At 71.4% G+C, this 23,035-nt stretch carries 19 protein-coding genes; 7 read left to right on the top strand and 12 right to left on the bottom strand.

What is annotated here, in order from left to right:
- The 3 genes from ACE3O1_RS07870 to ACE3O1_RS07860 all read left to right on the top strand — a co-directional run.
- Positions 1-360 (top strand): hypothetical protein (locus tag ACE3O1_RS07870; protein WP_374314193.1); only part of this gene is annotated, 360 nt, incomplete at its 5' end.
- Between the two features lie 48 nt (positions 361-408).
- Positions 409-795 carry a YrdB family protein gene (locus tag ACE3O1_RS07865; RefSeq protein ID WP_374314191.1) on the top strand — a complete coding sequence of 129 codons (387 nt, stop codon included), beginning with the start codon at positions 409-411 and terminating at the stop codon, positions 793-795.
- Positions 792-2,183 carry an FAD-binding oxidoreductase gene (locus ACE3O1_RS07860; protein ID WP_374314189.1) on the top strand — a complete coding sequence of 464 codons (1,392 nt, stop codon included), beginning with the start codon at positions 792-794 and terminating at the stop codon, positions 2,181-2,183. Before ACE3O1_RS07865 ends, ACE3O1_RS07860 begins: the two co-directional genes overlap by 4 nt.
- An 81-nt stretch (positions 2,184-2,264) precedes the next feature.
- Here the strand turns inward: ACE3O1_RS07860 and ACE3O1_RS07855 are convergent, their stop codons facing one another.
- The 6 genes from ACE3O1_RS07855 to ACE3O1_RS07830 form a co-directional block, all read right to left on the bottom strand.
- Positions 2,265-3,044, bottom strand: coding sequence for a glucosamine-6-phosphate deaminase (locus ACE3O1_RS07855; protein ID WP_374314187.1), 780 nt, complete (start codon positions 3,042-3,044; stop codon positions 2,265-2,267).
- Positions 3,037-3,963: an ROK family protein gene (locus ACE3O1_RS07850; protein WP_374314185.1), complete on the bottom strand. Its 927-nt coding sequence runs from the start codon at positions 3,961-3,963 to the stop codon at positions 3,037-3,039. The genes ACE3O1_RS07855 and ACE3O1_RS07850 overlap by 8 nt, the downstream gene beginning before the upstream one ends.
- Before the next feature lie 43 nt (positions 3,964-4,006).
- A complete protein-coding gene (locus ACE3O1_RS07845) occupies positions 4,007-4,978 on the bottom strand; it encodes a carbohydrate ABC transporter permease (RefSeq protein ID WP_374314183.1) in 972 nt (323 codons plus the stop codon).
- Entirely contained in the window at positions 4,975-5,952 is a 978-nt protein-coding gene (locus ACE3O1_RS07840; RefSeq protein ID WP_374314181.1) for a carbohydrate ABC transporter permease, read from the bottom strand. Before ACE3O1_RS07840 ends, ACE3O1_RS07845 begins: the two co-directional genes overlap by 4 nt.
- A gap of 183 nt (positions 5,953-6,135) precedes the next feature.
- The gene (locus ACE3O1_RS07835) at positions 6,136-7,422 is read right to left on the bottom strand and encodes an extracellular solute-binding protein (protein ID WP_374314179.1); all 1,287 of its coding nucleotides are present in this window, start codon (positions 7,420-7,422) and stop codon (positions 6,136-6,138) included.
- A gap of 77 nt (positions 7,423-7,499) precedes the next feature.
- Positions 7,500-8,699, bottom strand: a complete 1,200-nt coding sequence (locus ACE3O1_RS07830) for an ROK family protein (RefSeq protein WP_374314177.1) — start codon at positions 8,697-8,699, stop codon at positions 7,500-7,502.
- Positions 8,700-8,869: 170 nt separating this feature from the next.
- Between ACE3O1_RS07830 and ACE3O1_RS07825 the strand changes: the two genes are divergently transcribed.
- Positions 8,870-9,328, top strand: a complete 459-nt coding sequence (locus ACE3O1_RS07825) for a hypothetical protein (protein WP_374314175.1) — start codon at positions 8,870-8,872, stop codon at positions 9,326-9,328.
- A gap of 102 nt (positions 9,329-9,430) precedes the next feature.
- Complete coding sequence (locus ACE3O1_RS07820; protein ID WP_374314172.1) at positions 9,431-10,870, top strand: L,D-transpeptidase family protein; 1,440 nt, start codon at positions 9,431-9,433, stop codon at positions 10,868-10,870.
- 301 nt (positions 10,871-11,171) lie between these two features.
- Here the strand turns inward: ACE3O1_RS07820 and ACE3O1_RS07815 are convergent, their stop codons facing one another.
- Positions 11,172-13,391 carry an NADP-dependent isocitrate dehydrogenase gene (locus tag ACE3O1_RS07815; RefSeq protein WP_374314170.1) on the bottom strand — a complete coding sequence of 740 codons (2,220 nt, stop codon included), beginning with the start codon at positions 13,389-13,391 and terminating at the stop codon, positions 11,172-11,174.
- Positions 13,392-13,534: 143 nt separating this feature from the next.
- On the opposite strand from ACE3O1_RS07815, the gene ACE3O1_RS07810 reads away from it, so the two are divergent.
- Positions 13,535-13,987, top strand: coding sequence for an N-acetyltransferase family protein (locus tag ACE3O1_RS07810; RefSeq protein WP_374314169.1), 453 nt, complete (start codon positions 13,535-13,537; stop codon positions 13,985-13,987).
- A gap of 148 nt (positions 13,988-14,135) precedes the next feature.
- Complete coding sequence (locus ACE3O1_RS07805; protein ID WP_374314167.1) at positions 14,136-15,065, top strand: N-acetylglucosamine kinase; 930 nt, start codon at positions 14,136-14,138, stop codon at positions 15,063-15,065.
- Positions 15,066-15,111: 46 nt separating this feature from the next.
- Here ACE3O1_RS07805 and ACE3O1_RS07800 read toward each other — a convergent pair whose 3' ends face one another.
- The 5 genes from ACE3O1_RS07800 to purH form a co-directional block, all read right to left on the bottom strand.
- A complete protein-coding gene (locus ACE3O1_RS07800; protein ID WP_374314165.1) occupies positions 15,112-16,929 on the bottom strand; it encodes an ABC transporter ATP-binding protein in 1,818 nt (605 codons plus the stop codon).
- Complete coding sequence (locus ACE3O1_RS07795) at positions 16,926-18,785, bottom strand: ABC transporter ATP-binding protein (RefSeq protein WP_374314163.1); 1,860 nt, start codon at positions 18,783-18,785, stop codon at positions 16,926-16,928. The genes ACE3O1_RS07800 and ACE3O1_RS07795 overlap by 4 nt, the downstream gene beginning before the upstream one ends.
- Positions 18,786-19,135: 350 nt before the next feature.
- Positions 19,136-19,645, bottom strand: a complete 510-nt coding sequence (locus tag ACE3O1_RS07790; RefSeq protein WP_374314161.1) for a methylated-DNA--[protein]-cysteine S-methyltransferase — start codon at positions 19,643-19,645, stop codon at positions 19,136-19,138.
- Complete coding sequence (locus tag ACE3O1_RS07785) at positions 19,642-21,216, bottom strand: AlkA N-terminal domain-containing protein (RefSeq protein WP_374314159.1); 1,575 nt, start codon at positions 21,214-21,216, stop codon at positions 19,642-19,644. Before ACE3O1_RS07785 ends, ACE3O1_RS07790 begins: the two co-directional genes overlap by 4 nt.
- A gap of 118 nt (positions 21,217-21,334) precedes the next feature.
- On the bottom strand, positions 21,335-22,939 hold the full coding sequence (gene purH, locus ACE3O1_RS07780; protein WP_374314157.1) for a bifunctional phosphoribosylaminoimidazolecarboxamide formyltransferase/IMP cyclohydrolase: 1,605 nt from the start codon (positions 22,937-22,939) through the stop codon (positions 21,335-21,337).
- Between the last annotated feature and the right edge of the window lie 96 nt (positions 22,940-23,035).

Below are 23,035 nucleotides of genomic sequence, written 5' to 3'. Positions count from 1 at the left end.
GCGTGGGGCGCGCCGGGGGCCGCGCCGCTGGGGGGGCGGGCGGGGGGGGCGGGGGGGTGGGCCGCGGCCGCGGCCGGACTGCCGTCCGGCTCACCGTCGATCCTCTCGGGCTCGTCCGTCGCGACGGCCGAGCAGACGACGATCACCCTCGTGGTGGCAGGCACGCCTGGCGCCACGGTGGAGGCGCGCATCCGCGGCACTGCGCGCGCCGGCGCCACCCTGGACGCGGACGGCCGCGCCGTGCTGACCGTCCTGCCCTCGGCACAGGAGCTCGCCGTGGACGCGCGCCTCGAGCTGCGCTACGCCGCCGGCCCGCTGACGGGCGTTCCCACGAGCGTGCGGCTCAGCACGCTGCTGTGACGATCGGCCGATCCGTCGCGCCGCGCGCACGCGCCTAAACTGGAGGTCATGTCCGATCCCCAGACCCCCGCGCCATCCGCCGAGCCCGCACCCGGCACCCGCGCACCCCTCTCGGCGATCGACATCCTGGCCTTCCTGTGCGAGCTGTTCGCGATCGCGTCGCTGGCCGTGTGGGGCTTCGTGTCGTGGCCTTTCCCGTGGAACATCGTCGCCGGCGTCGGCGCACCCCTCCTCGCCGTCCTGGTCTGGGCCCTGTTCGTCTCACCGCGCGCGGTCGTCGCCGTGCACCCGTTCGTGCGGGCCGTGGTCGAGCTGCTCGTGTACGCGGCGGCCACGATCGCCTGGTGGAGCATGGGTCAGGCGTGGATCGGTCTCGGGTTCGGCGTCGTCGCCGTCACGATCGGCGTGATCGCCGGACGGCGCCGCTTCGCGTGAACCGGCCCTCCGCCGTCGTGGAGCGCCTGCGCGCTGCGCTCGGCGAGCGCGTCGATCTGTCGGCGGACGCCCGCGGCGCCGCACGCGCGGACAAGTCGGGGCACGCGGCATCCGGCACCCCCCTCGCCGTCGTGAACGCCCGCACGATCGAGGACGTGCAGATCACCCTGCGCATCGCGAGCGAGACCGGAACCCCGGTGGTCACGCGCGGAGCGGGAACGGGGCTGGCCGGGGGCGCGAACGCCGGCGAGGGCGAGATCGCGCTGTCGGTGCGCGGCATGGACCGCATCCTCGAGGTGCGCCCCGACGACCTGCTCGCCGTCGTCGAGCCGGGAATCATCAACGCCGATCTCAACGCGGCGCTCGCCGGGCACGGACTGTGGTGGGCGCCGGATCCCGCGAGCCGCGCGATCTCGACGGTGGGCGGGAACATCGCCACGGGGGCGGGAGGGCTCCTCTGCGCGAAGTACGGCGTCGTGCGCGACGCGGTGCTGGGCGTGGACCTCGTCCTCGCCGACGGCAGGCTGCTGCACCTCGGCCACCGCACCGTCAAGGGCGTCACGGGGCTCGATCTGACGTCCCTCGTCATCGGCTCCGAGGGCACCCTCGGCGTGATCGTCGGCGCGACGCTGAAGCTCCGCCGCCTCGTCCCGGGCGACGTGTGCACGATCGCGGCGACCTTCCCCGACGTGCGCGCCGCGGCCGTGGCATCCGCCGCCGTCACCGCGTCCGGCGTGCAGCCCGCGATCATGGAGCTGATGGATGCCGCGTCCCTCGCCGCCGTCCACGCGCTCCTGACGCTCGAGCCGCCGACACCCGGGGCCGCCCAGCTGACGATCCAGACCGACGGCCCGGCGGCCGCAGCAGAGGCCGACGCGATCGCCGGCGTGCTGCGTGGCGCCGGCGGGACCGTGGCGGTGTCGCACGACCGCGAGGAGGGCGAGCGCCTGCTCGCGATCCGCCGGTCGATGCACCCGGCGATGGAGCGGCTCGGCACGGCGCTCATCGAGGACGTCTCGGTCCCGCGCAGCGCCCTCCCGGCGATGTTCGACGAGATCGCCCGCGTCGAGCGCGAGCACGGGGTCGTCATCCCGACGGTCGCGCACGCCGGCGACGGCAATCTGCACCCGAACTTCATCTTCGACGCCGAGCCCGACGAGTTCGGGGTCGTCGAGGCGCCGGCCCACGTCTGGGCCGCCGCGGACGACCTCTTCCGGGCCGCGCTGCGCCTGGGCGGCACGCTGACGGGCGAGCACGGGGTCGGCGTGCTGAAGCGCCGCTGGCTGGCCGACGAGCTCGGCGAGGATCAGTGGGAGCTGCAGCGCCGGATCACCCGGGCCTTCGATCCGCAGGGGATCCTCAATCCCGGCAAGGTGTTCGGCGCCTGATCCGGCGCCCTCACCGAATCAGGCGGATCGACGAGACCGGCGGTCCCGCACAAACGGACCGAAGAGGCGGAGGAGAGGGGGTTACAGACCCTGCCAGGCCGGCTTGTTGGTGAAGGCGTAGCGGTAGTAGGCGGCGTGGAGGAGACGGGATGCGGCTGCCTCGTCGACCACGACGGTCACGTGCGGGTGCAGCTGGATCGCCGAGCCGGGCAGCGACGCCGTCACCGGGCCCTCGATCGCACCCGCGACCGCCTCGGCCTTCCCCTCGCCGAACGCCAGCAGCACGAGGTGACGGGCGCGCAGGATCGTTCCGAGCCCCTGGGTGACGCAGTGACGCGGCACGTCGTCGATCGAATCGAAGAACCGGGCATTGTCGAGCCGGGTCTGCTCGGTGAGCGTCTTCACCCTCGTCAGCGATGCGAACGACGACCCGGGCTCGTTGAATCCGATGTGGCCGTCGGTGCCGATGCCGAGGATCTGCAGGTCGACCCCGCCGGCATCGGCGATCGCGCGCTCGTAGTCGTCGCCGGCGTGCTCGATGCCGTCGAGGGAGCCGTCGGGCACGCGGATCAGCGCGGGGTCCAGGCCGAGGGGCTCGACGACCTCGCGCGCGATGACGGAGCGGTAGCTCTCGGGATGCGCGGGATCCAGGCCCACGTACTCGTCGAGGGCGAAGCCGCGCACCGCGCTCACATCCACCCCGGCGAGACGCGACCGCAGGGCCTCGTACACCGGAAGCGGCGTCGATCCGGTCGCGAGACCCAGCACGGCGTCGGGACGCGACCGGATGAGCCGGACGATCTCGTCGGCGACGACCGCGCCGGCGTCGGCGGGACCGGGGACGATGACGACCTCAGCCATGGGCCAGCGCGCCTTCCGTGTCGCGGGCGGCGCCGATCAGCGCCGCACCCAGTGCGGCCGCCGGCGAGCCGGCCGGGAGCAGCTCGACGCGCTCGACGAGCCGCAGTGAGCGCATGAACGGGGATGCCTCGGCACTGGCGGCGAGCTCGGCTCGGACATCCGACATCAGGCGGTCGCCGAGCGCGGTGATCCCACCGCCGAATACGACCGCGTCGACGTCGGCCGTGAGCACCAGCACGCGGACAGCCGCCGCGACACCGCGCGCGAGGCCGGCCCGCAGTTCGCGGGCGTGGGCGTCGCCGGCATCCGCCGCATCGAAGACGTCGCGGATGGGAAGTGCACTCGCCCGGCCCCAGCGCTCGGCGATCGCTCCGCCGCCGGCGAGGGCCTCGATGCAGCCGTGCTGGCCGCAGCGACACAGCGGACCGGCCGGGTCGACCGAGATGTGGCCGACCTCCCCGGCGGTCCCGCGCGCACCGCGCCACAGGCTGCCCTCGCTCACGATTCCGGCCGCGATGCCGGTGCCGAGGTTGAGGTAGGCCATCGATCCCGAGCCGCCGTGGAGCGCGAACGCCCCGAGCGCGGCGGCCTTGACGTCGTTCTCGACGCCGACGGGGACGCCGAGGGCCGGCTGGGTCGCACCGACGAGATCGAGCTCGTCCACGCCCAGATTCACGGCGTGCACGACGCGGCCGGTGCCCGGCTCGATCTGACCCGGGATGCCGATGCCGACCGAGCGGATCGCCGCGGCGTCGACACCCGGCTCGGAGCCCAGCGCACGCACGGCCTCCAGGACCGTCGCAGTGACGGCATCCGATCCCCATCCGGTGGGAAGGCGGACGCGTCCGGCGATCGCGCCGGCCGCGTCGACCGCCACGGCGTCGGTCTTGGTGCCGCCGACGTCGAGCCCGACCTTCATCGCCCCGTCTCCCCGCGGGAGAGGGTGGTGTGCAGTGCGCGCATCAGCCCTTGACCGCCCCCGACACGAGGCCGCCGGTCATGCGGCCCTGCACGATGAGGAAGAAGATGACGACGGGGATCGCGATCATCGTCGACCCGGCCATCACCGCACCCCAGTTCACGGCGCCGCCGACCGAGGAGGACTGGAAGGCGTTGAGCCACGGCATGAGCGTGAGGTTGTAGCCCCGCAGGAACAGGAGCGCCATCGTGAACTCGTTCCACGCCTGGATGAACGCGAAGATGCCGGTCGCGACGAGCCCCGGAGCCAGCAGCGGGAAGGTGACCTTCCAGAACGCCTGCGACTTGGTGCACCCGTCGATCATCGCGGCTTCCTCGAGGTCGGCGGGGACGCCGGCGACGAATCCGCGCAGGGTCCAGATCGTGAAGGGCACGACCATGGCGACGTAGACGATCCCGAGCCCGAGCAGGGTGTTCATCAGGCGCCAGTCGTCGATCATGCCGTAGATCGTGAACATCATCGCCTCGCCGGGGATCATCTGGACGACGAGCACGGCGACGATGAAGGTCCAACGGCCCCGGAACTTGAAGCGCGCCAGCGCGATCGATGCGAGGAACGCGAACAGCAGCGTCACGATGAGCACACCGGCCGTGACCGTGAGAGTCGTCGGGAGCGCGTGGGCGAAGTCGGTCTGACCCGCCGCGGCCTCGCGGCCCCAGGCCGAGCGGTAGTTGCTGAACGTGAAGTCCAGCGGGAAGAGGCTCGGCTCGCGGCTGATGATCTTCGAGTTCGGCGTGAACGACAGGTTCACCATGTAGTACACGGGGAACACCGACGCCACGAAGACGATGAGCGCCGCGATGTTGAGGAGGGTGCGCGTCACGACCCGCCGGGGCGACGGGCGGCGCACGTCGATCGAGCGGCGCCGGGGCCGCTTGGCGTTGCCGACCTCGCCGAGGACCTCGTCGACCCCGACGGTGCCCAGCTGCGTGCCGGTGCTGACCTGCGTGCTCACAGTTCCTCCTCCTTGAGCGTCGTGCGCACGTAGCCCCACGAGAGGACGAGCAGCAGCACCACCATGACGACGCCGATCGCGGCGGTGAAGGCGACCTCTCCCGGTCCCTGACGGAACAGGTAGGTGCCGAGCACGTTCGTCTCGGAGGCGATGCCGCCGCGGCTCTGCAGCGCATAGACCTGGGTGAAGATGCGCAGGTTCCAGATGACCTGCAGCACCAGGACGACCGTCAGCACGCTGCGGACGTAGGGGAACACGATGTTCCAGAAGCGCTTCCAGCCGTTCGCGCCGTCGAGCGACGACGCCTCGAGCACCTCGGCAGGGACCTGCCCGAGTCCGGCGTACGCCGTGAACGCCACGAACGGAACCCCCTGCCACACGACGATGATCGTGAGCACGAAGAAGAACGAGAAGGGGTTGAGCAGCCAGGAGTGGTTGGTCCAGTCCTCGGTGCCGGTGATCGTGTTGAGCGCCCAGTTGACGAGGCCGTACTGGGTGTCGAAGATCCAGCCCCACACCACCGTGGCCGTGAGCGGCGGCATCGCCCACGCGAGCAGGAGCCCGACCGACACGACGATGCGCCAGGCGCGGCCGAGTCGCGTCATGAGGACGGCGATCAGCACGCCGAACACCATGATGAACACGGTCATCACGACCATGAGGGCGAGGCTGCGCACCAGGACGGCGGGGAAGTCGGACTGGGTGAACAGGTCGAGGTAGTTCTCGAAGCCGACGAAGTTCGGCATCGTGCCCTGCACCTTGTTGCGCACGGTGTAGTCGGTGAACGACTGGATGACCATGAGCACGGCGGGGTAGGCGACCATGACGCCGAGGATGATGAGGGAGGGCGCGAGCAGCACCCACGCGCTGCGCGCGTCGCGGCGGGCGCGGGCCTTCTCCCGTGAGACGGGCGGGCGGGATGCCGCGCGCCGGGGCTTCTCGGCGGGACGGACCGCGGTGGCGGTGTCGCTCATGTCGTCTCCTCTCTGAGGTGTTGCGGCCGGGCACGACGGCGCGTCCGGCGATCGGGGATGTGCGCGGAGGACCGTTCTCCGGGTCAGGCGCAGGCGTCGCTGTCCTGAGTCTGGCCGAGGGCTCGGTCCGGGTGAAGGGGTCCCGGTCCCGGTCGGAACCGGGACCCCTCACCTCCGGGGGACCTACTTGTTGAGGATGTCCTCGATCTGCGTGTCGAGCGCCTCGGCGACCGCCGTGACATCCTCGCCCTGGGCGATGCGCACGAGGGCGTCGGGGATGATCTGCGCGGCCTCGACCTCGCCCCAGTTCGGGCTGGCCGGGGTGAACTTCGAGTTCGCCAGAGCCTCGGCCTGAGCCTTGGCCGAGTCGGTGTCGGGCAGCGACGACGCAGCGGACATGATGCCCGGGACGAGACCCTGCTCGGCGAGGAGCGACTGGTACCCCTCCGAGAGCATGATCTCGAGCGCGGCCTTGGCCTTGCCGGGCGCGTCGCTCTTGTAGGCGACGGCGACGTTCGAGCCGCCGGCGAAGATCGGGGCGGTCTCGCCCTCCTCGAGGCCGGGCAGGGCGAACGCTCCGAGGTCCTTGGCGTAGGTGTCGGGGCATCCGTTGGACACCTCTTCGCCCGCGGCCTCGTCACCCCACGGCCAGGCGCCGGTCAGGTTGCCCTCGGCCCAGGCCGGGGTCGACAGGAAGCCGACCTCGCCCGCGCAGAACGCGATGTTGCCCATCCGCTCGTTGCCGTCGACGGGGGCGACGGTGGCGTTCTCGTAGACGTCCTGCAGCATCTCGAGGCCCGTGATGCTCTCGGGGCTCGAGAACTGCGCGTCCCAGGTCTCGCCGTCCTGCACGGCGATCTCGCCGCCGTTGGCCCACACGTAGGGAAGGGCGTTGTACCAGTCGCGGCCCGGCGCGTAGATGCCCGAGACGGTCGCAGTGGTGAGCTCGGTGCCCTGTGCGACGTAGTCCTCGAGGGTCGCGGGCAGCGTGTCGCCCACGATCTGCGGGGTGTAGAACACCACGCGGCCGCCGGCGTAGTACGGCGCCGCCCACAGCGACCCGTCGTACGTGCCGGCCTCGACGAGACCCGGCAGCAGGTCGTCGCCGCCCAGCTGCTCCTGGATGTCGGAGATGTCGAGGAAGAGGCCCTTGTCGGCGAAGCCGATGGCCTGCGTGTTGCCGACCTCGACGACGTCCGGGGCGTCGTTCGACGACAGGGCGGCCTCATAGGTGTCCGAGACGTCGGCCCAGGTCTTCTCCTCGATGGTGAGGGTCCAGCCGTCGTTCTCCTCCTCGAAGGTCTCCTTGAGGTAGTCGCGGGCGGTCTGCGGCGTGTCCGCGCCGACCAGCCACACGGTCAGGTCGCCGGTCGCGGCCTCGCTGGGGGCTGCTTCGCCGCCGCCTGCACAACCGGCCAGAACGACAGCCGAAGCGCCGACGAGCGCGAGGGCTCCGAGCTTCTTGTTCATGGTGTCTTCCTTTGTGTCTCTCTTGGTGGTTCGGGCGGGCCGGGTGACCCATCCGGGGGGGGAATTGCGGGTGTCGGTCACGACACCCCGAGTTGTCCTGACAGGACCATGACGGCGGCGCCGCGCAGGACGATGTCCTGGCCTTGCTCCGTCATCCGCACGCGCACGCTGTCGTGGAACTGGGCCAGCGTCCGAGCGCGGAGGGTCTCGACGGTCGCTTCCGCGAGAGGTCCGTCGAGAAGTTCGATGGGGCCGGAGAGCACGATCTCCGACAGGTCGAGGGCGCCGACGACCGGAGCCAGGGCGATGCCCAGCCGCTCCCCCGCGTCGCGCAGGATACCGTCGCGGTCGGCGGGAGCGGATGCCTCGGCCAGCCGCTTCGAGAGCGAGGGCACCGACAGCCAGGCCTCGAGGCATCCGATCTTCCCGCACACGCACTCGGGCCCGCCGTCGGTGCCGACCGTGACATGGCCGATCTCGCCCGCGGCGAAGCGGCTGCCGCGCATCGGCTGCCCGGCGGCCAGCAGTCCCGAGCCGACGCCTCGGCCGACCTTGACCAGCAGGACGTCGTCGCCCGCGCCGCCGAAGGTGTACTCGGCGAGGACGGCCGCATTGGCGTCGTTGGCGACCAGCACGGGAAGGCCGAGAGCGTTCTGCAGCGCACCCTCGAGGTCGAAGCCGGCCCAGCCGAAGTTGGGGGCCGTGAGGATCACGCCGCGGTCGTCGACGACACCGGGCGTCCCCACGCCGATGCCGAGGACGGGGGCGTGCGAGTCGGCGACCAGCACGCGGGCCAGCTCGACGACGGTCGCGACGACGTCGTCCGCGGCGGGGAGGTCGACCTCCCGGCGGGCGACGATGTCGCCGTCGAGAGTCAGCACCGCGCCGATGAAGGAGTCGCTGCCGGACAGGTCGATGCCGACGATGCGGTGGCCCGCCCGGTCGAGGTCGACCAGCATCGCCGGCTTGCCGGGACCGGATGCCTCGCGCACGCCGATCTCGGCCACGAAGCCGTCGGCGATGAGCTCGGCCACGAGGTCGCTGATCGTGACGCGGGTGAGGCCCGTCTCGCGTGAGAGGTCGGCGCGGCTCATCGCGCCCTGGTGGAAGAGCGTCTGCAGCAGGAGCGACCGGTTGTGGCCGCGAGCGTGCTCGGGAAGCACCTTGCCGCCCTGACGGAGCGTGCGGCCGTGGCCGAAGCCGCGGCCGGGGCCGGTTCCTGAGGGGTGCGGCGACTCGAGTGTGGAAGAGCCGCGCTGCACTTCCGATGCAGACATGTTTGTTAGTAGACCTTACGAACAAACATCTCGCAAGGTCTGAACCGGGTTTGCACGGGGTATTTACAAAACCGTTACAAACGGATGCCGCGCACTTCCCCACAGCGGGCGCGAGTGCATCCGCGCATCGTGCGAAGAACCGCGCTCGACGCGTCGCCTACAGTGGGACGATGCGTTCGACCACCGTCTCCCGCCGTCTCGCCGCCGTCACGATCGCCGCCGCAGCCGTGTTCGGGCTGACCGCGTGCACGGGCGCAGGCCCCGCCGCGAGCGACTCGACGGGGCCGTCGGCCGGCGGCCAGACGACCGAAGAGGCCTGCCGGCTCGTGAGCGACACGATCACCGCCGCGACCGACGAGTTCGAGCAGGCCACCACCGAGGACCCGGCCGCCGTCGCCGACGCCTTCCACGCGGCGGCCGAGAGCATCGCCGACGCGAGCAGCCAGGTGACCAACGAAGAGGTGGCCGCCGTCCTGCCGTCGCTGCAGCAGCTTTTCGGGGATGTCGCGGACCTCCTCCCCGCGATCATCGAGGGCGATACCTCCAAGGCCGCGGAGTTCGAGCAGATGGGCGCCGACCTGCAGGCGTCGATGCAGGAGTTCGACGCTCTCTGCGGCTCCGCCGAGTAGCAGCCGGGGGGCGCGCTTTCCCACCGTGATGAGGTCGTTGCCGACCTTCCCCGAACGGTCCCTTACCATTGGTGGAGAGTTGCACACAACCGGGGGGTGAAGATGGCGACCGATCTCGCGACCGACGAGCGCGCCGATCAGACGCAGCCGAGCGCGGGCGGGCCTGATTCCCCCACCTTTGCGTGGGCTCCTGCCGAGCCGCGACCCCGCAAGAGCCGCAAGGGTCTGTGGATCGGCATCGGCGCCGGAGTGGCCGCCGTCGCGCTGGCCTCCACCTCGCTGATCCTCATCGCCCCCGGCACTGCCGTGGCCGGCGTCGGCATCGGCTTCCTCACGCCCGGTGCGGCGATCGAGGCCGTGCAGCAGCGGCTCGCCACCACCACCGTCGTCCTCACCGGGGAAGGCGGCGACGCCGTCGTCACCGGCGCCGACCTCGGCGCCTCGGTCGATGCCGAGGCCCTCGTCGAGGCCGCCTACGCCGAGCACCCGCTGTGGAACGTCACCGCGTGGTTCCCGGCATCCGCCGACGCGGAGATCACGATCGACGACGACGCGGCGACCTCGGCTCTGCGCGCGGGCGCCCCGCAGCTGTACACCGACCCCGTCGACGCGACACTGTCGTTCGACAAGGAGTCCGTCGCCTACGTGGCCGAGCCCGACGTGCCCGGCGCCGGCGTCGACGTCGAGGCGGTGCGGGCGGCCCTGCAAGAGGCCTTCGTCGCGGGCGACACGAAGGTCGAGCTCGAGCCGACCCTCGCCGCAGTGCAGGCGACGACCCCGACCTATGTGGCCGAGTCGACGGCGACGCAGCTCAACGCGATGCTCGACACTGCCGGCTTCTACGTCGGCGACGAGCGCACCGTGCCCGTCTCGCGCAAGGTCGCGGCGTCGTGGCTCACGGTCACGCCCGGCGAGGACGGCACGTTCCAGATCACCGCCGACGAGGCCGCGATCGAGAAGCTGGTGCCGAAGCTCGCCTCCGCCGTCGACCGCGAGCCGGTCAAGGCGCAGGTCGTCACGGACTCCGCGGGCGAAGTGCTGCGCGAGCTGAAGGCGGGCGTCTCGGGCCGGGCGCTCGGCGACACGGGCGACGTCGCCGGCGAGTACGCCGCGCAGCTCGCCGCCGGCGACGCCCGCTACCAGCTTCCCGTCGAGGAGACCGAGTTCGCCACCACCGCCATCGAGCGGCGGGTCGAGGTCGACCTCAGCCAGCAGACCCTCTACATGTTCGAGAACGACCAGGTCATCCGTTCGTTCCCGATCTCGTCGGGACTCTCGGAGACTCCCACCCAGCAGGGCAGCTTCCGGGTCTTCGCGTTCGTGCCGATCCAGGACATGGGCTGCTTCCCCGGCGCACCGTACTGCACGGCCGACATTCCCTGGGTCGCATACTTCAACGGCGACCAGGCCTTCCACGGCGCGTACTGGCACAACAACTTCGGCAACCCGATGAGCCACGGCTGCGTCAACATGCCGATCAGCACCGCCAAGGCGCTGTACGACTGGCTGGACGTCGGCACCGAGGTGTGGATCCACGCCTGACCCGGACCGGGGCGTGACGCGAGGCCCGCGGCGCTCGCGCGGCGCATAACTCCTGCAGTTCCGCCCACGGCACGCCCCGAAGCAGCCGATCGCTGCCCGCCCCGCGCAATCTGCAGGAGTTATGAGCCCACCCGCCGGGCAGGTGGGCCCGGCGGGATACCCCGCGCGTCGCAGTCGTCGAGACCGGATGCCGCAGCCCGGCGCAGCCGCTCGTGCACCCGCCCGTGAACCTGCCCGGCGCGGCCGCGCGCGACGGAGCCCCCGCCCGCTCGCGCGGACGGGGGCCCCGGTTCGACTGGTGTCAGCTGAGCCCGTCGATGATGGCGTTGAACCTCGCCGACGGGCGCATCACGGCCTCGACGAGCTGCGCGTCGGGACGGTAGTAGCCGCCGATCGCGGCGGGCGCGCCCTGCACGGCGTTCAGCTCGGCGACGATCTTGTCCTCGTCGGCGGCGAGCGCCTCGGCGACCGGGGCGAACGCGGCGGCCAGCTCGGGGTCGGCCTGCTGCGCGGCGAGCTCCTGGGCCCAGTAGAGCGTGAGGTAGAAGTGGCTGCCGCGGTTGTCGATCGTGCCGAGCGCGCGGCCGGGCGACTTGTCGTTCTCGAGGAACGTGCCGGTCGCGGCATCCAGTGTGTCCGCCAGTACCTGCGCGCGCACGTTGCCCGTCGTCGTCGCCAGGTGCTCGAGCGAGGCCGCGAGCGCGAAGAACTCGCCGAGCGAGTCCCACCTCAGGTAGTTCTCCTCGAGGAGCTGCTGCACGTGCTTGGGCGCCGAGCCGCCGGCGCCGGTCTCGAACAGCCCGCCGCCGGCGAGCAGCGGCACGATCGAGAGCATCTTGGCGCTCGTTCCGACCTCGAGGATCGGGAACAGGTCGGTGAGGTAGTCGCGCAGCACGTTGCCGGTCACCGAGATGGTGTCCTCCCCCTTGCGCAGGCGATCGAGCGAGTACTGCGTCGCCGCGGCGGGCGCGAGGATCTCGATCGTGAGCCCGTCCGTGTCGAGGTCGCCGAGGTAGGTCTTCACCTTCGCGATGAGGGCGGCGTCATGCGAGCGGCCGTCGTCGAGCCAGAACACCGCCGGAGCGCCCGTCGCCCGCGCGCGTCCCACGGCGAGCTTCACCCAGTCGCGCACCGCGATGTCCTTGGTCTGGGTCGCGCGCCAGATGTCGCCCGGCTGCACGGCGTGCTCGATCAGCACGTCGCCGGCCTGGTTCAGCACCTGGACGGTCCCGGCCGCGGCGATCTCGAACGTCTTGTCGTGGCTGCCGTACTCCTCGGCCGCCTGCGCCATCAGGCCGACGTTGGGCACCGTGCCGATGGTCGCCGGGTCGAGCGGGCCGTGGGCGACGACGTCGTCGATCACGGTCTGGTAGACGCTGGCGTAGGACGAGTCCGGGATGACGGCGAGCGTGTCGTCCTCGCCGCCGTCGACGCCCCAGAGCTTGCCGCCGTTGCGGATCAGCGCGGGCATCGACGCGTCGACGATCACGTCGGACGGCACGTGGAGGTTGGTGATCCCCTTGTCGGAGTTCACGTACGACAGGCGGGGGCCGCGCGCGAGGTCTTCCGTGATCGCCGCCGCGATCTCGGCGCCGCCGTCGACCGAGGGGAGCCCCGCGAGGATCGCACCGAGGCCGTCGTTGGCGGTGAGCCCCGCCGCGGCGATCCTGTCGCCGTAGCGGTCGAAGACGTCGGCGAAGTACGCCTTCACGACGTGCCCGAAGATGATCGGGTCGCTGACCTTCATCATGGTCGCCTTGAGGTGGACCGAGTAGAGCAGGTCCTCGGCCGCGGCATCCTTCAGCGTCTCGGCGAGGAACGCGTCCAGCGCCGCCGCCGACAGGAACGTCGCGTCGACGATCTCGCCGGGCAGAACCTTGATGCCCGACTTGAGCGGGGTCACGGCGCCGTCGGCGGCGACGTGCTGGATGGCGAGCACGTCGTCGGTCTCGATGACCGTCGTCTTCTCGTTGGACTTGAAGTCGTCGTGGCCGAGGGTCGCCACGCGGGTCTTCGACCCCTCGGCGAAGGCCTTGTTGCGGTGCGGGTGCTTGCGGGCGTAGTTCTTCACCGACAGCGGGGCGCGGCGATCGCTGTTGCCCTCGCGCAGCACCGGGTTGACGGCCGATCCCTTGATGCGGTCGTATCGCGCGCGCACGTCCTTCTCTTCGAGGGACTGCGGCTCGTCGGGATAGTCGGGGATGTCGTAGCCCGCCGCCTGCAGCTCGGCGATCGCCGCCTTGAGCTGCGGGATCGAGGCCGAGATGTTCGGGAGCTTGATGATGTTCGCCTCGGGAAGCGTGGCCAGTCCGCCGAGCTCGGCGAGCGCGTCGCCCACCTGCTGCTCGGGGGTCAGTCGCTGCGGGAAGGCGGCGAGGACACGGCCGGCGAGCGAGATGTCGCGGGTCTCGACCTCGACTCCGGCCTGACCGGTGACGGCCTTCACGATGGGCAGGAACGACGCGGTAGCCAGTGCCGGTGCCTCGTCGGTATAGGTGTAGATGATGGTCGAGTCGGTCACCGGTTTCGTCCTTCTTTCGGGGATGTCTCCAGCGTATCGCAACGCAAAAGTATCTCGACATCGAGATATCTCGCCGTGTGAACTCCACGTAACGGTGCCGATCCGACGATGCCGGATGCCCGCATCCGGGCTAGCCTGTGCGTATGGGTGAACTGCGCCTCGTCGAACTCTCCGCCTCGACCATCGTGGCGGTCAACAACCTGTCCTTGAAGCCGGGGCAGGAGCAGTTCCTCGCACCCGTCAGCTACGGCATCGCGGCGACCGTGATGAACCCGCAGACGAGCTGGCAGCGCGTCGTGCTCGACGGTGACGAGGTCGTCGCGTTCGTCAGCGCGAACTTCGACGGAGAGGCGCCGGTCGACCACTTCCAGTCGGTGCTGTGGCGCATCAACGTCGATGCCGACGACCAGGGTCGCGGCGTGGGCCGCTTCGCCGTCCAGCAGCTCCTCGAAGAGGCCAGGAACCGCGGATTCGACCGCGTGGACGTCATCTACGAGGCCGGTGAGGGCGGACCCGAAGCATTCTTCCAGCGAATGGGCTTCACACCCGTCGGCGAGACCGAGTACGGTGAGGTCATCGCAGAGATCCGACTCTGACCGATACCCTCGCGTTCGACCCGACAACTGAACGCGCACTGCCCGCCGAGGCATCCTGAGACCGGCGGCGGGGCCTCGATAACCCCTCCCCCATCGAGGCCCCGTCGCCTTCGGTCTGCCCGCATGCCGTGGCGCTAGGGTGAACGGCGTGAACAGCCTCGCTCCGGCCCGCGGCGTCCTCGCGATTGACGCCGGCCAGACCGGCATCAAGGTGCGCGTGACGCAGGGCGGCACCGTACGCGAGGAGATCTTCCCCGGCATCCTCACCCACGAGCCGCTCATCCCCCAGCTCGCCGCGATCGCGCGAAAGGTGCTCGCGGGCGGGGACACGACCGTCGCGTCGGTGGCTGCCGGTGTCTCGGGGCTCACGAGCAGAGAAGCGGATGCCGCGGCCCTTCTCGCCGGGATCTCCGATGCCCGCGTGCGCGACGTGCGCCTGGCGCACGACTCCACGACGTCGTTCCTGGGTGCCCTCGGCCTCGGCCCGGGCGCTGTCGTCGCGGCGGGAACGGGGGTCGTCACGCTCGCGGTCGGCGCCTCGCACGTCGCCCGCGTGGACGGCTGGGGCCACATCATGGGCGACGCCGGCAGCGGCTACTGGATCGGCCGAGAAGCTCTCGACGCGGCCATGCGCTCGTACGACGGGCGGGGGCCGCAGACCGCCCTGCGCCGCGTCGCCGAGGAGCGCTGGCCCGACCTCGGCCGCGCGTACATCGAGCTGCAGTCCTCGAGCGAGCGGGTGTCGATCGTCGCGTCGTTCGCGGCCGACGTCGCGCGTCTGGCGGCCGAGGGCGACGCGGTCGCGCAGCTCATCAGCACACGGGCCGGGGCGGAGCTCGCGCACAGCGTCGAGACCGCGCTGCGCCGCGTCGATGCCGAGGACGCCGACGTGTGCGCGATCGGCGGCGTGTTCGGCTCCGCGGCGGTGCGCGAGGCGTTCGCGACCCACCTCGCCTCGCACGCCCCCCGCGCGCGGATCGTCGAACCCCTCGGCGCCGGGCTCGACGGCGCCGCCGCTCTCGCCGACCTTCCCGCGCAGCATCCGCTCGCCGCCGACCTCTCGGTCGCCCGCGGCTGACCGCCCGACGCAGGGCGGCCCGGTTTCCCGGAGGATCGTATCGGCGTCAGACGAGCGACTCGCGCCAGGCCGCATGCAGCTTGGCGAAGCGGCCGTCGCCGCCGATGAGCGCGTCGGGGGCGTCGTCCTCGATGATACGGCCGTGCTCCATCACGAGCACCCGATCGGCGATCGCGACCGTCGACAGGCGGTGCGCGATGATGATCGCCGTGCGGTCGGCCAGCAGCGTCTGCAGAGCGTCCTGGATCTGGCGCTCCGACGGGATGTCGAGCGACGCCGTCGCCTCGTCGAGGATCAGCACCGCCGGGTCGGCGAGGAACGCGCGCGCGAACGAGATCAGCTGACGCTGCCCTGCCGACACGCGACCGCCGCGCTTGTTGACGTCGGTGGCGTAGCCGTCGGGAAGGCGCTCGATGAAGGCATCCGCCCCCACCGCGCGCGCCGCCGCGCGGATCTCGTCCATCGTGGCGTCGGGCTTGCCGAGCGCGATGTTGTCGGCGACCGTGCCGCTGAACAGGTAGGCCTCCTGCGTGACCATGACGATCGCGCGGCGAAGATCCTTCGGGTGCAGCGACCGCAGGTCGACGCCGTCGAGCGTCACCCGGCCCGCGGTCGGGTCGTAGAACCGCGACACGAGCTTGGCGAGCGTCGACTTGCCCGCACCCGTCGTGCCGACGAGCGCGACGGTCTGACCGGCCGGGATGTCGAGCGAGAAGTCCGGCAGGATGACGCGGTCCTTCGAGTAGCCGAAGAGCACGTCGTCGAACCGCACGTGGCCTCGCGCGCTCCACAGGTCGACGGGCTTGACCGGATCGGGAACCGTGGGCTCCTCCTCCAGCACGCCCGACACCTTCTCGAGCGCGGCCGTCGCGGACTGGTACGAGTTCAGGAAGAAGGCCACCTCCTGCAGCGGCGAGAAGAAGTTGCGCACGTACAGCACCGCGGCCAGCAGTACGCCGATCTCGATCGCACCGTCGATGACGCGGATGCCGCCCCACAGCAGCACGAGCGCCACCGTGACCGACGCCACGGCCATGAGCCCCGGCTCGAACGTGCCGAAGAGGCGGATCGAGCGCATGTTGACGTCGCGGTAGTCGCTGGCCAGCTCGCCGAACTCGTCGTCGTTGCGCACCTCCTTGCGGAACGCCTTGACGGCACGGATGCCGGTCATGGTCTCGACGAACTTGACGATGACCTTCGCGCTCACCACGCGCGACTCGCGGTACACGACCTGCGAGCGCGTGTAGAACCAGCGCATCAGGAGCAGGAGCGGGATGCCCATCACCGCGAGGATCACGCCCGACTGCCAGTCCACGAGGAGCAGCGCGATGAGCGTGAATCCGCCGTAGAGGATGCCGGACACGAGCTCGTTGAGGCCGCCGTCCAGCAGCTCGCGGATCGAGTCGAGGTCGCTCGTCTGGCGCGAGATGATGCGGCCCGACGTGTACGACTCGTGGAACTCGAGGCTGAGTCGCTGCGTGTGCAGGAAGATCCGCTTGCGCAGATCCAGCATGATCGCCTGCGTCAGGCGCGCGGCGACCACGACGTACCAGCCGATGAGGGCGGCGCCGGCGATGCCCGTCGCGAGGTAGATCACCACCACCCCGATCGTGGGGAGCCAGTTCATCTGCTCGACCGCCGCAGGCAGGGCGTTGTCGATGCCGAACGCGATCAGCGCGGGACCCGCGACGCGGAAGGCGGTCGAGATGACCAGCACGATCGCCGCGAGCCACAGCTGGGCGCGCACGGGCGTGACGAGCGAGCCGAGGAGGCGCAGCGAGCGCTTGCGGATCGCCTTGCTCTCGTCGCGCGTGTAGTCGGAGCGGTCTTCGCCGCTCGTGCCGGTGACGGTCGTGGTGCTCACAGGTTCACCTCCCAGTCCTGGTCCTGCTGTCTTGCCCGCAACCGGGCCTCTTCGACCTCGAGGCTCGAGATCACGTGGCGGTAGTGCTCGCTCTCGCGCAGCAGCTCCGAGTGCGTGCCGACGGCCGTGATGCGCCCCGCCTCCAGCAGCGCCACCCGGTCGGCGAGCGTGACCGTCGACGGGCGGTGCGCCACGACGAGCGCGGTCGTGGCGTGCAGCACCTCGCGCAGCGCGTCCTCGACGAGCGCCTCGGTGTCGACGTCGAGCGCCGACAGCGGGTCGTCGAGCACGAGCACGGCCGGCCGCGCAGCCACCGCGCGCGCCAGCGCGAGCCGCTGGCGCTGGCCGCCGGAGAGCGACAGGCCCTCCTCGCCGATGATCGTGTCGACGCCGTCGGGCAGGTCGTCGACGAATCCGGCCTGCGCGACCTGCAGGGCCTCGCGCATGACGGCCTCGGCCTCGGGGCTCCCCGGCTCGAGGTCCTCGCGACCGAGCAGGACGTTGTCGCGCACGGACTGCGAGAAGAGCGTCGCGTCCTCGAAGGCCATGCCGACGTGGCGGCGCAGCTCGGTGAGCGTCAGGTCGCGCACGTCGACGCCGTCCACGGTCACGCGGCCGGCCGTGACGTCGTAGAGGCGCGCGGGGAGCGTCGTCAGCGTCGTCTTGCCCGAACCGGTCAGACCGACGAGGGCCATCGTCTCGCCCGGGCGCAGGGCCAGGTCGATGCCGTCGAGCAGATCGCGCTCGTGGGCGGCGGCATCCTGATACCGGAAGTGCACGCCCTCGAACACGAGCTCACCCCGCGGCCGGTCGATGGTCTCGGGCTTCTCGGGATCGACGATCGCGTTCTCCTCGTCGAACACCTCGAAGATGCGGTCGGTCGCGGTGCGCGCGTCGAGCATGAACGAGAACAGGAAGCCGATCGACTCCATCGGCCAGCGCAGGACGGTCGCCATCGCGAAGAACGCGATGAGCTCGGCGGTCTGCAGCTGCCCGACCGACACCAGGTAGATGCCCGCGCCGAGGCACAGGGCGAAGGCGATGTCGGGCAGCAGCACGAGCCAGAACCAGATCCAGCCGATCGCACGGGCCTTGCTGAGCTCGGTCTCGCGCAGGGTCTCGGCCTGCGCGGTGAACTTGCGGAGGGCGTGCTTGCCGCGGCCGAAGGCCTTGAGAACGCGGATGCCGTGCACGCTCTCCTCGACCGAGGTCGCGAGGTCGCCTGCCTGGTCCTGGCTCTGCCGGGCCAGGCTGCCGTACGTCTTCTCGAAGCGGTAGCCGGCGTACCACAGCGGCGCCGAGGTGATCAGGAAGATCGTGCCGAGCAGCCAGTGCCAGCGGAACAGCAGCACCGTTCCGACGGCGATCGTGATCACGTTGACGACGAGCAGCACGATGCCGAACGCCATCCAGCGGCGCAGCATGCTGATGTCCTGCATCATGCGGCTGAGCAGCTGGCCCGACTGCCACTTGTCGTGGAACGAGACCGGGAGGCGCTGCAGGCGCGAGTAGAACGACTGACGGATGTCGTACTCGACCTTGGTCGCCGGTCCGAGGACGAACCAGCGCCGCAGCCACACCATGAGCGCCTCGGCGAGGCCGAGGACGAGCACCGCGGCCGAGCCCCACGCGATCTGGCGGATGTCGCCGGAGGCGATCGGGCCGGCGACGATCGCCTCGAGGACGAGCGGGATGGACAGTGCGAGCAGGCTCGCCACGAGCGCGCTGACCGCGCCCATGATCAGGCGCGGGAGCACGGGCTTGGCGAAGGGCAGCAGGCGTGCGAGAGCCTTCGCCGTGGACGGCTGGGAGCTCGGCGGAGGTGACGACTGCGGTGGAGCGGCGGTGGTGGTCATGATCCTTGTGGGGACGGTGGAGCGGATGACCCGGATCGGGTCTGAGGAGTGCGCGAGGCGCGACGAAGGTCCCGGTGAAGGGAACGCTCCGGAAGGCGGCGGTATGCCGAAGCCGGCCGAGGCCGGGACGCGAGGAGGAGCGCCTACCCCTGAATACGGAGGCGCGCCGGCCCGGCGACACGGAGGACGGCGGCGGTCTTCGCGGCGATAGCGGCCTGGGACATGGCATCCTCCTGAGGTGAGAGCGGACGGGACCGTCGACGCCTCGAACGACGCGACAGCCCACCAGCCTATACCTGAGTGTTGCCTGAGAGCAACGACGGATTCTCGCCCGCCCCGACGAGGCCCCCTCAGACGAGCGCCGGCACTCCCGCCTCACGGTCGAGCAGGGCGCGCTTCACGTCGAGGCCCCACGCGAATCCGCCGAGCGCTCCCCCGGTGCGCAGCACACGGTGGCAGGGCACGAACAGCGCGGGCGCGTTGCGTGCGCAGATCGATGCGGCGGCGCGCACGGCGGACGGCGAGCCGAGGAGGACAGCGAACTCGGCGTAGGTGAGCGGATGCCCCGGCTCGATGCGGCGGAGGGCGTCCCAGCCCGCCCGCTGCATGGCGGTGCCGTGCTGCGACACCGGCACGCCGTCGATGGCCGACAGGTCGCCCCCGTAGTACGCGCGGACGGCGGCTGCGGCATCCGTCTCGCCCTCGCGCACAGACGACGGGCGCTCGGCCGCGCGCAGCCGCCCGAGGATGCGCTCGGCGTCGCCGGTCCACCCCGACGCGAGTACGCGCTGGGCGTCGTCGACGAGGATCGTGAACGCGCCGTCAGGGGTGTCGATGGTCTGGATCGTCGCGGTGGTCATGGCGTCTCCTCCGAAGGGATCTGCAGAACTCCACCGTTCGGGCGGGTGCTGCGGGGTTCTGGGGTGCGTCGAGGTCGAGGGGCGCGGGATCCGTGGAGTTCTGCAGATCGCTTCGGCGCAGCGGCGCGCCACAGGTGCGCCGTGAAGTAGCTGCGCCACGGCGCGGTGCGTGCGGCCCAGTCGGTGAGCGCGCGAGGATCCGAAGGGATGCCGGCCGCCGCCGCGCCGGAGCGCACCGCGACGTCGCCCGGCAGGAACACGTCGGGGTCGCCGAGCACGCGCATGCGGACGTAGTCGGCGGTCCACGGCCCGATGCCCGGCATCGCCAGCAGCGCCTCGCGCTGCGCCCCGCCGTCGTCGCCCGGTGTCAGGGTGAGCGAGCCGTCGGCGAGCGCCGCGGCCGCCCCCACGATCGAGCGGATGCGGGCGGCCGGGCCGCGAAGCACCTCTGCGCCGTGCTCGGCGATCGCCGCCATCGACGGGAACAGGCGCGTCGTGCCCTCGTGGGCTTCGACGGGTTCCCCGAGCGCGGCGGTGAGTGCCGACAGTGCCGTGCGCGCAGCGACGACGGTGATCTGCTGCCCCACCATCGCACGGATGAGCATCTCGTGCGGGTCGGCGGCGCCGGGGACCCGGATGCCGGGCACGGCGGCGACGAGCGGCGCGAGTTCGGGCTGCCGCGAGAGCGCCTCGTCGATCGCGAGCGGGTCGGCGTCGAGGTCGAAGAGCCGGCGGGCCCGCGTGACGAGAGTCGACAGGTCGCGAAGGTGCGCCAGCCGCGCCCGCAGCCGCACCCGGCCGGAGCCGTCGACCCTCAGCTCGAACCAGGCCGGGCCGCCGTCGAGGCGCAGCGTGCGGGCGAACGAGGTCGGTGTCGCCACCTCGGCCCCCTCGACCGCCCGCGCGGCCATCCACGCGAACAGTCCGGCGTCGTCGAGGGGTCCGCGGTGAGGGAGGGCGAGATCGATCGCCCCGAGATCGCCGGCAGCGGGCGCGGATGCCGCGCGCCGCCGGGCGCGGAGCTCGAGCGGCGTCATGCCGAACACCTCGCGCACGGTCTCGTTGAACTGGCGCACGCTGGCGAAGCCGGCCGAGAACGCGACGTCGGCGGCCGGCAGGTCGGTGCCGACGAGGAGCATGCGGGCCGTCTGCGCCCGATGGGCGCGGCTGAGGGCGAGCGGCCCGGCACCGAGCTCGGCGCTCAGGAGCCGCGTCAGGTGGCGGGGCGAGTAGCCCAGTCGCCGGGCGAGGCCGGGCACGCCCTCGCGCTCGACGACGCCGTCGGCGATGAGGCGCATCGCGCGTCCGGCGGTGTCGCCCCGCAGGTTCCACTGCGGCGAACCGGGCGCGGCTTCAGGGAGGCACCGCTTGCAGGCGCGGTAGCCCGCCTCGTGCGCGGCGGCGCTGGTGGGGTAGAACGTGACGTTCGCCGGCTTCGGCGTGCGGGCGGGGCAGCTGGGCCGGCAGTAGATGCCGGTCGAGCGCACCGCCGTGACGAACTGCCCGTCGAAGCGCGTGTCGCGCGAGTCGATCGCGCGGTACCGCTCATCGAAGGTCATCGCCAGGCTCATGCCCCCAGCCTGACACGCTCCCCCGACATCGGCTCGCGGAAATCGGACACGGCGGTGGCGGCATCCGGACCGCTCCCGCACCCATGCATTCGGGGCGCGTCCTCAGGCGCAGCCCGCGTCAGTGGAAGAAGTGCCGCTCGCCGGTGAAGAACATCGTGACGCCGGCGGCCTGGGCCGCGGCGATCACCTCGTCGTCGCGCACCGAGCCGCCGGGCTGGATGATCGCGCGGATGCCGGCGTCGATCAGCACCTGCGGTCCGTCCGCGAACGGGAAGAACGCATCGGATGCCGCGACCGACCCGGCGGCGCGGTCCCCGGCGCGCTCCACCGCGAGACGGCACGAGTCCACGCGGTTGACCTGGCCCATGCCGATGCCGACGGTCGCAGAGCCCTTCGCCAGGACGATGGCGTTCGACTTGACGGCGCGGCACGCCTTCCAGGCGAAGATGAGGTTCGTCATGTCGTCGTCGGCCGGACGCTCGCCCGAGACGAGCTGCCAGTCCTTGGCGACCGAGTCGATGTCGTCGGGGAAGCGATCGGCGTCCTGCAGGAGCAGACCGCCGGACACCAGTCGCACGTCCATGCGCTCCTGGCGCCAGTCGGCGGGCAGCTGCAGCAGGCGGAGGTTCTTCTTCGCCTTGAACACCTCCAGCGCCTCCTGCTCGAAGGACGGAGCCACGATGACCTCGGTGAAGATGTCCTTGAGGTTTTCGGCCATCTTGAGGGTGACGGTGCCGTTCGCCGCGATCACGCCGCCGTAGGCCGACACCGGGTCGCACTCGTGCGCGCGCAGGTGGGCGCTCGCGATCGGGTCCAGCGCATTGGGGGCGGTCACCGCGATGCCGCAGGGGTTCGCGTGCTTGATGATCGCGACAGCCGGCTTGACCATGTCGAACGCGGCCCGGAGCGCGGCATCCGCGTCGACGTAGTTGTTGTAGGACATCTCCTTGCCCTGCAGTTGCGTGGCCTGCGCGATGCCGTGACCGCCCACGCGCGTGTAGATGGCGGCACGCTGGTGCGCGTTCTCGCCGTAGCGCAGCGTGGCGAGACGCTCGGCCTTGATCGTGAGGTGCTGGGGCAGATCGGCGCCGCCGAGCGTCTCCTCGGCGAACCACGTGGCGACCGCGCGGTCGTACTCGCACGTGTGGGCGAAGGCGCGGGCGGCGAGATCGCGGCGCTGCTGAAGCGTCGTGCCGCCGGTGCCGATCGCGTCGATGATCGCCGGGTAGGACTCCGGCGAGACGACGATCGCGACGTTGGCGAAGTTCTTCGCCGAGGCGCGCACCATCGCGGGGCCGCCGATGTCGATCTGCTCGACGACGTCGTCGCCCTGCGCGCCCGAGCGCACCGTCTCGACGAACGGGTACAGGTTCACCACCACGAGCTCGAACGGCTCGATGCCGAGCTCGGTGAGCTGCTGGAGGTGGTCCTCGAGGCGCAGGTCGGCGAGGAGGCCGGCGTGCACGCCCGGGTGCAGCGTCTTCACGCGCCCGCCGAGCGACTCGGGGAATCCGGTGACCGAGGCGACGTCCGTGACGGGGTGGCCGGCGTCGCGGATCGTCGCCGCGGTCGAGCCGGTCGAGACGATCTCGACGCCCGCGGCGGCGAGCGCCTCGGCGAGCTTCAGCAGGTCGGTCTTGTCGCTCACCGACACCAGTGCACGACGGACGGGAACCACGTCGCGGTGGGTGTAGAGGGCGGGGTCGTGGGTCGGGCCGGCCATGGAGGCTCTCCTCGTGGTGGTGTCAGGAAGCGGTCGTCGCCGGCACCGCCGCGAGGTCGAGGTCGCCCGTCGCGATGCGGCGGACCACGTCGATGA

It is taken from the genome of Microbacterium sp., from assembly GCF_041909575.1.
Classification (GTDB): domain Bacteria; phylum Actinomycetota; class Actinomycetes; order Actinomycetales; family Microbacteriaceae; genus Microbacterium.
The sequence above is the reverse complement of the archived record's forward strand: the minus strand, read 5'-3'. Positions and strand labels throughout refer to the sequence as shown.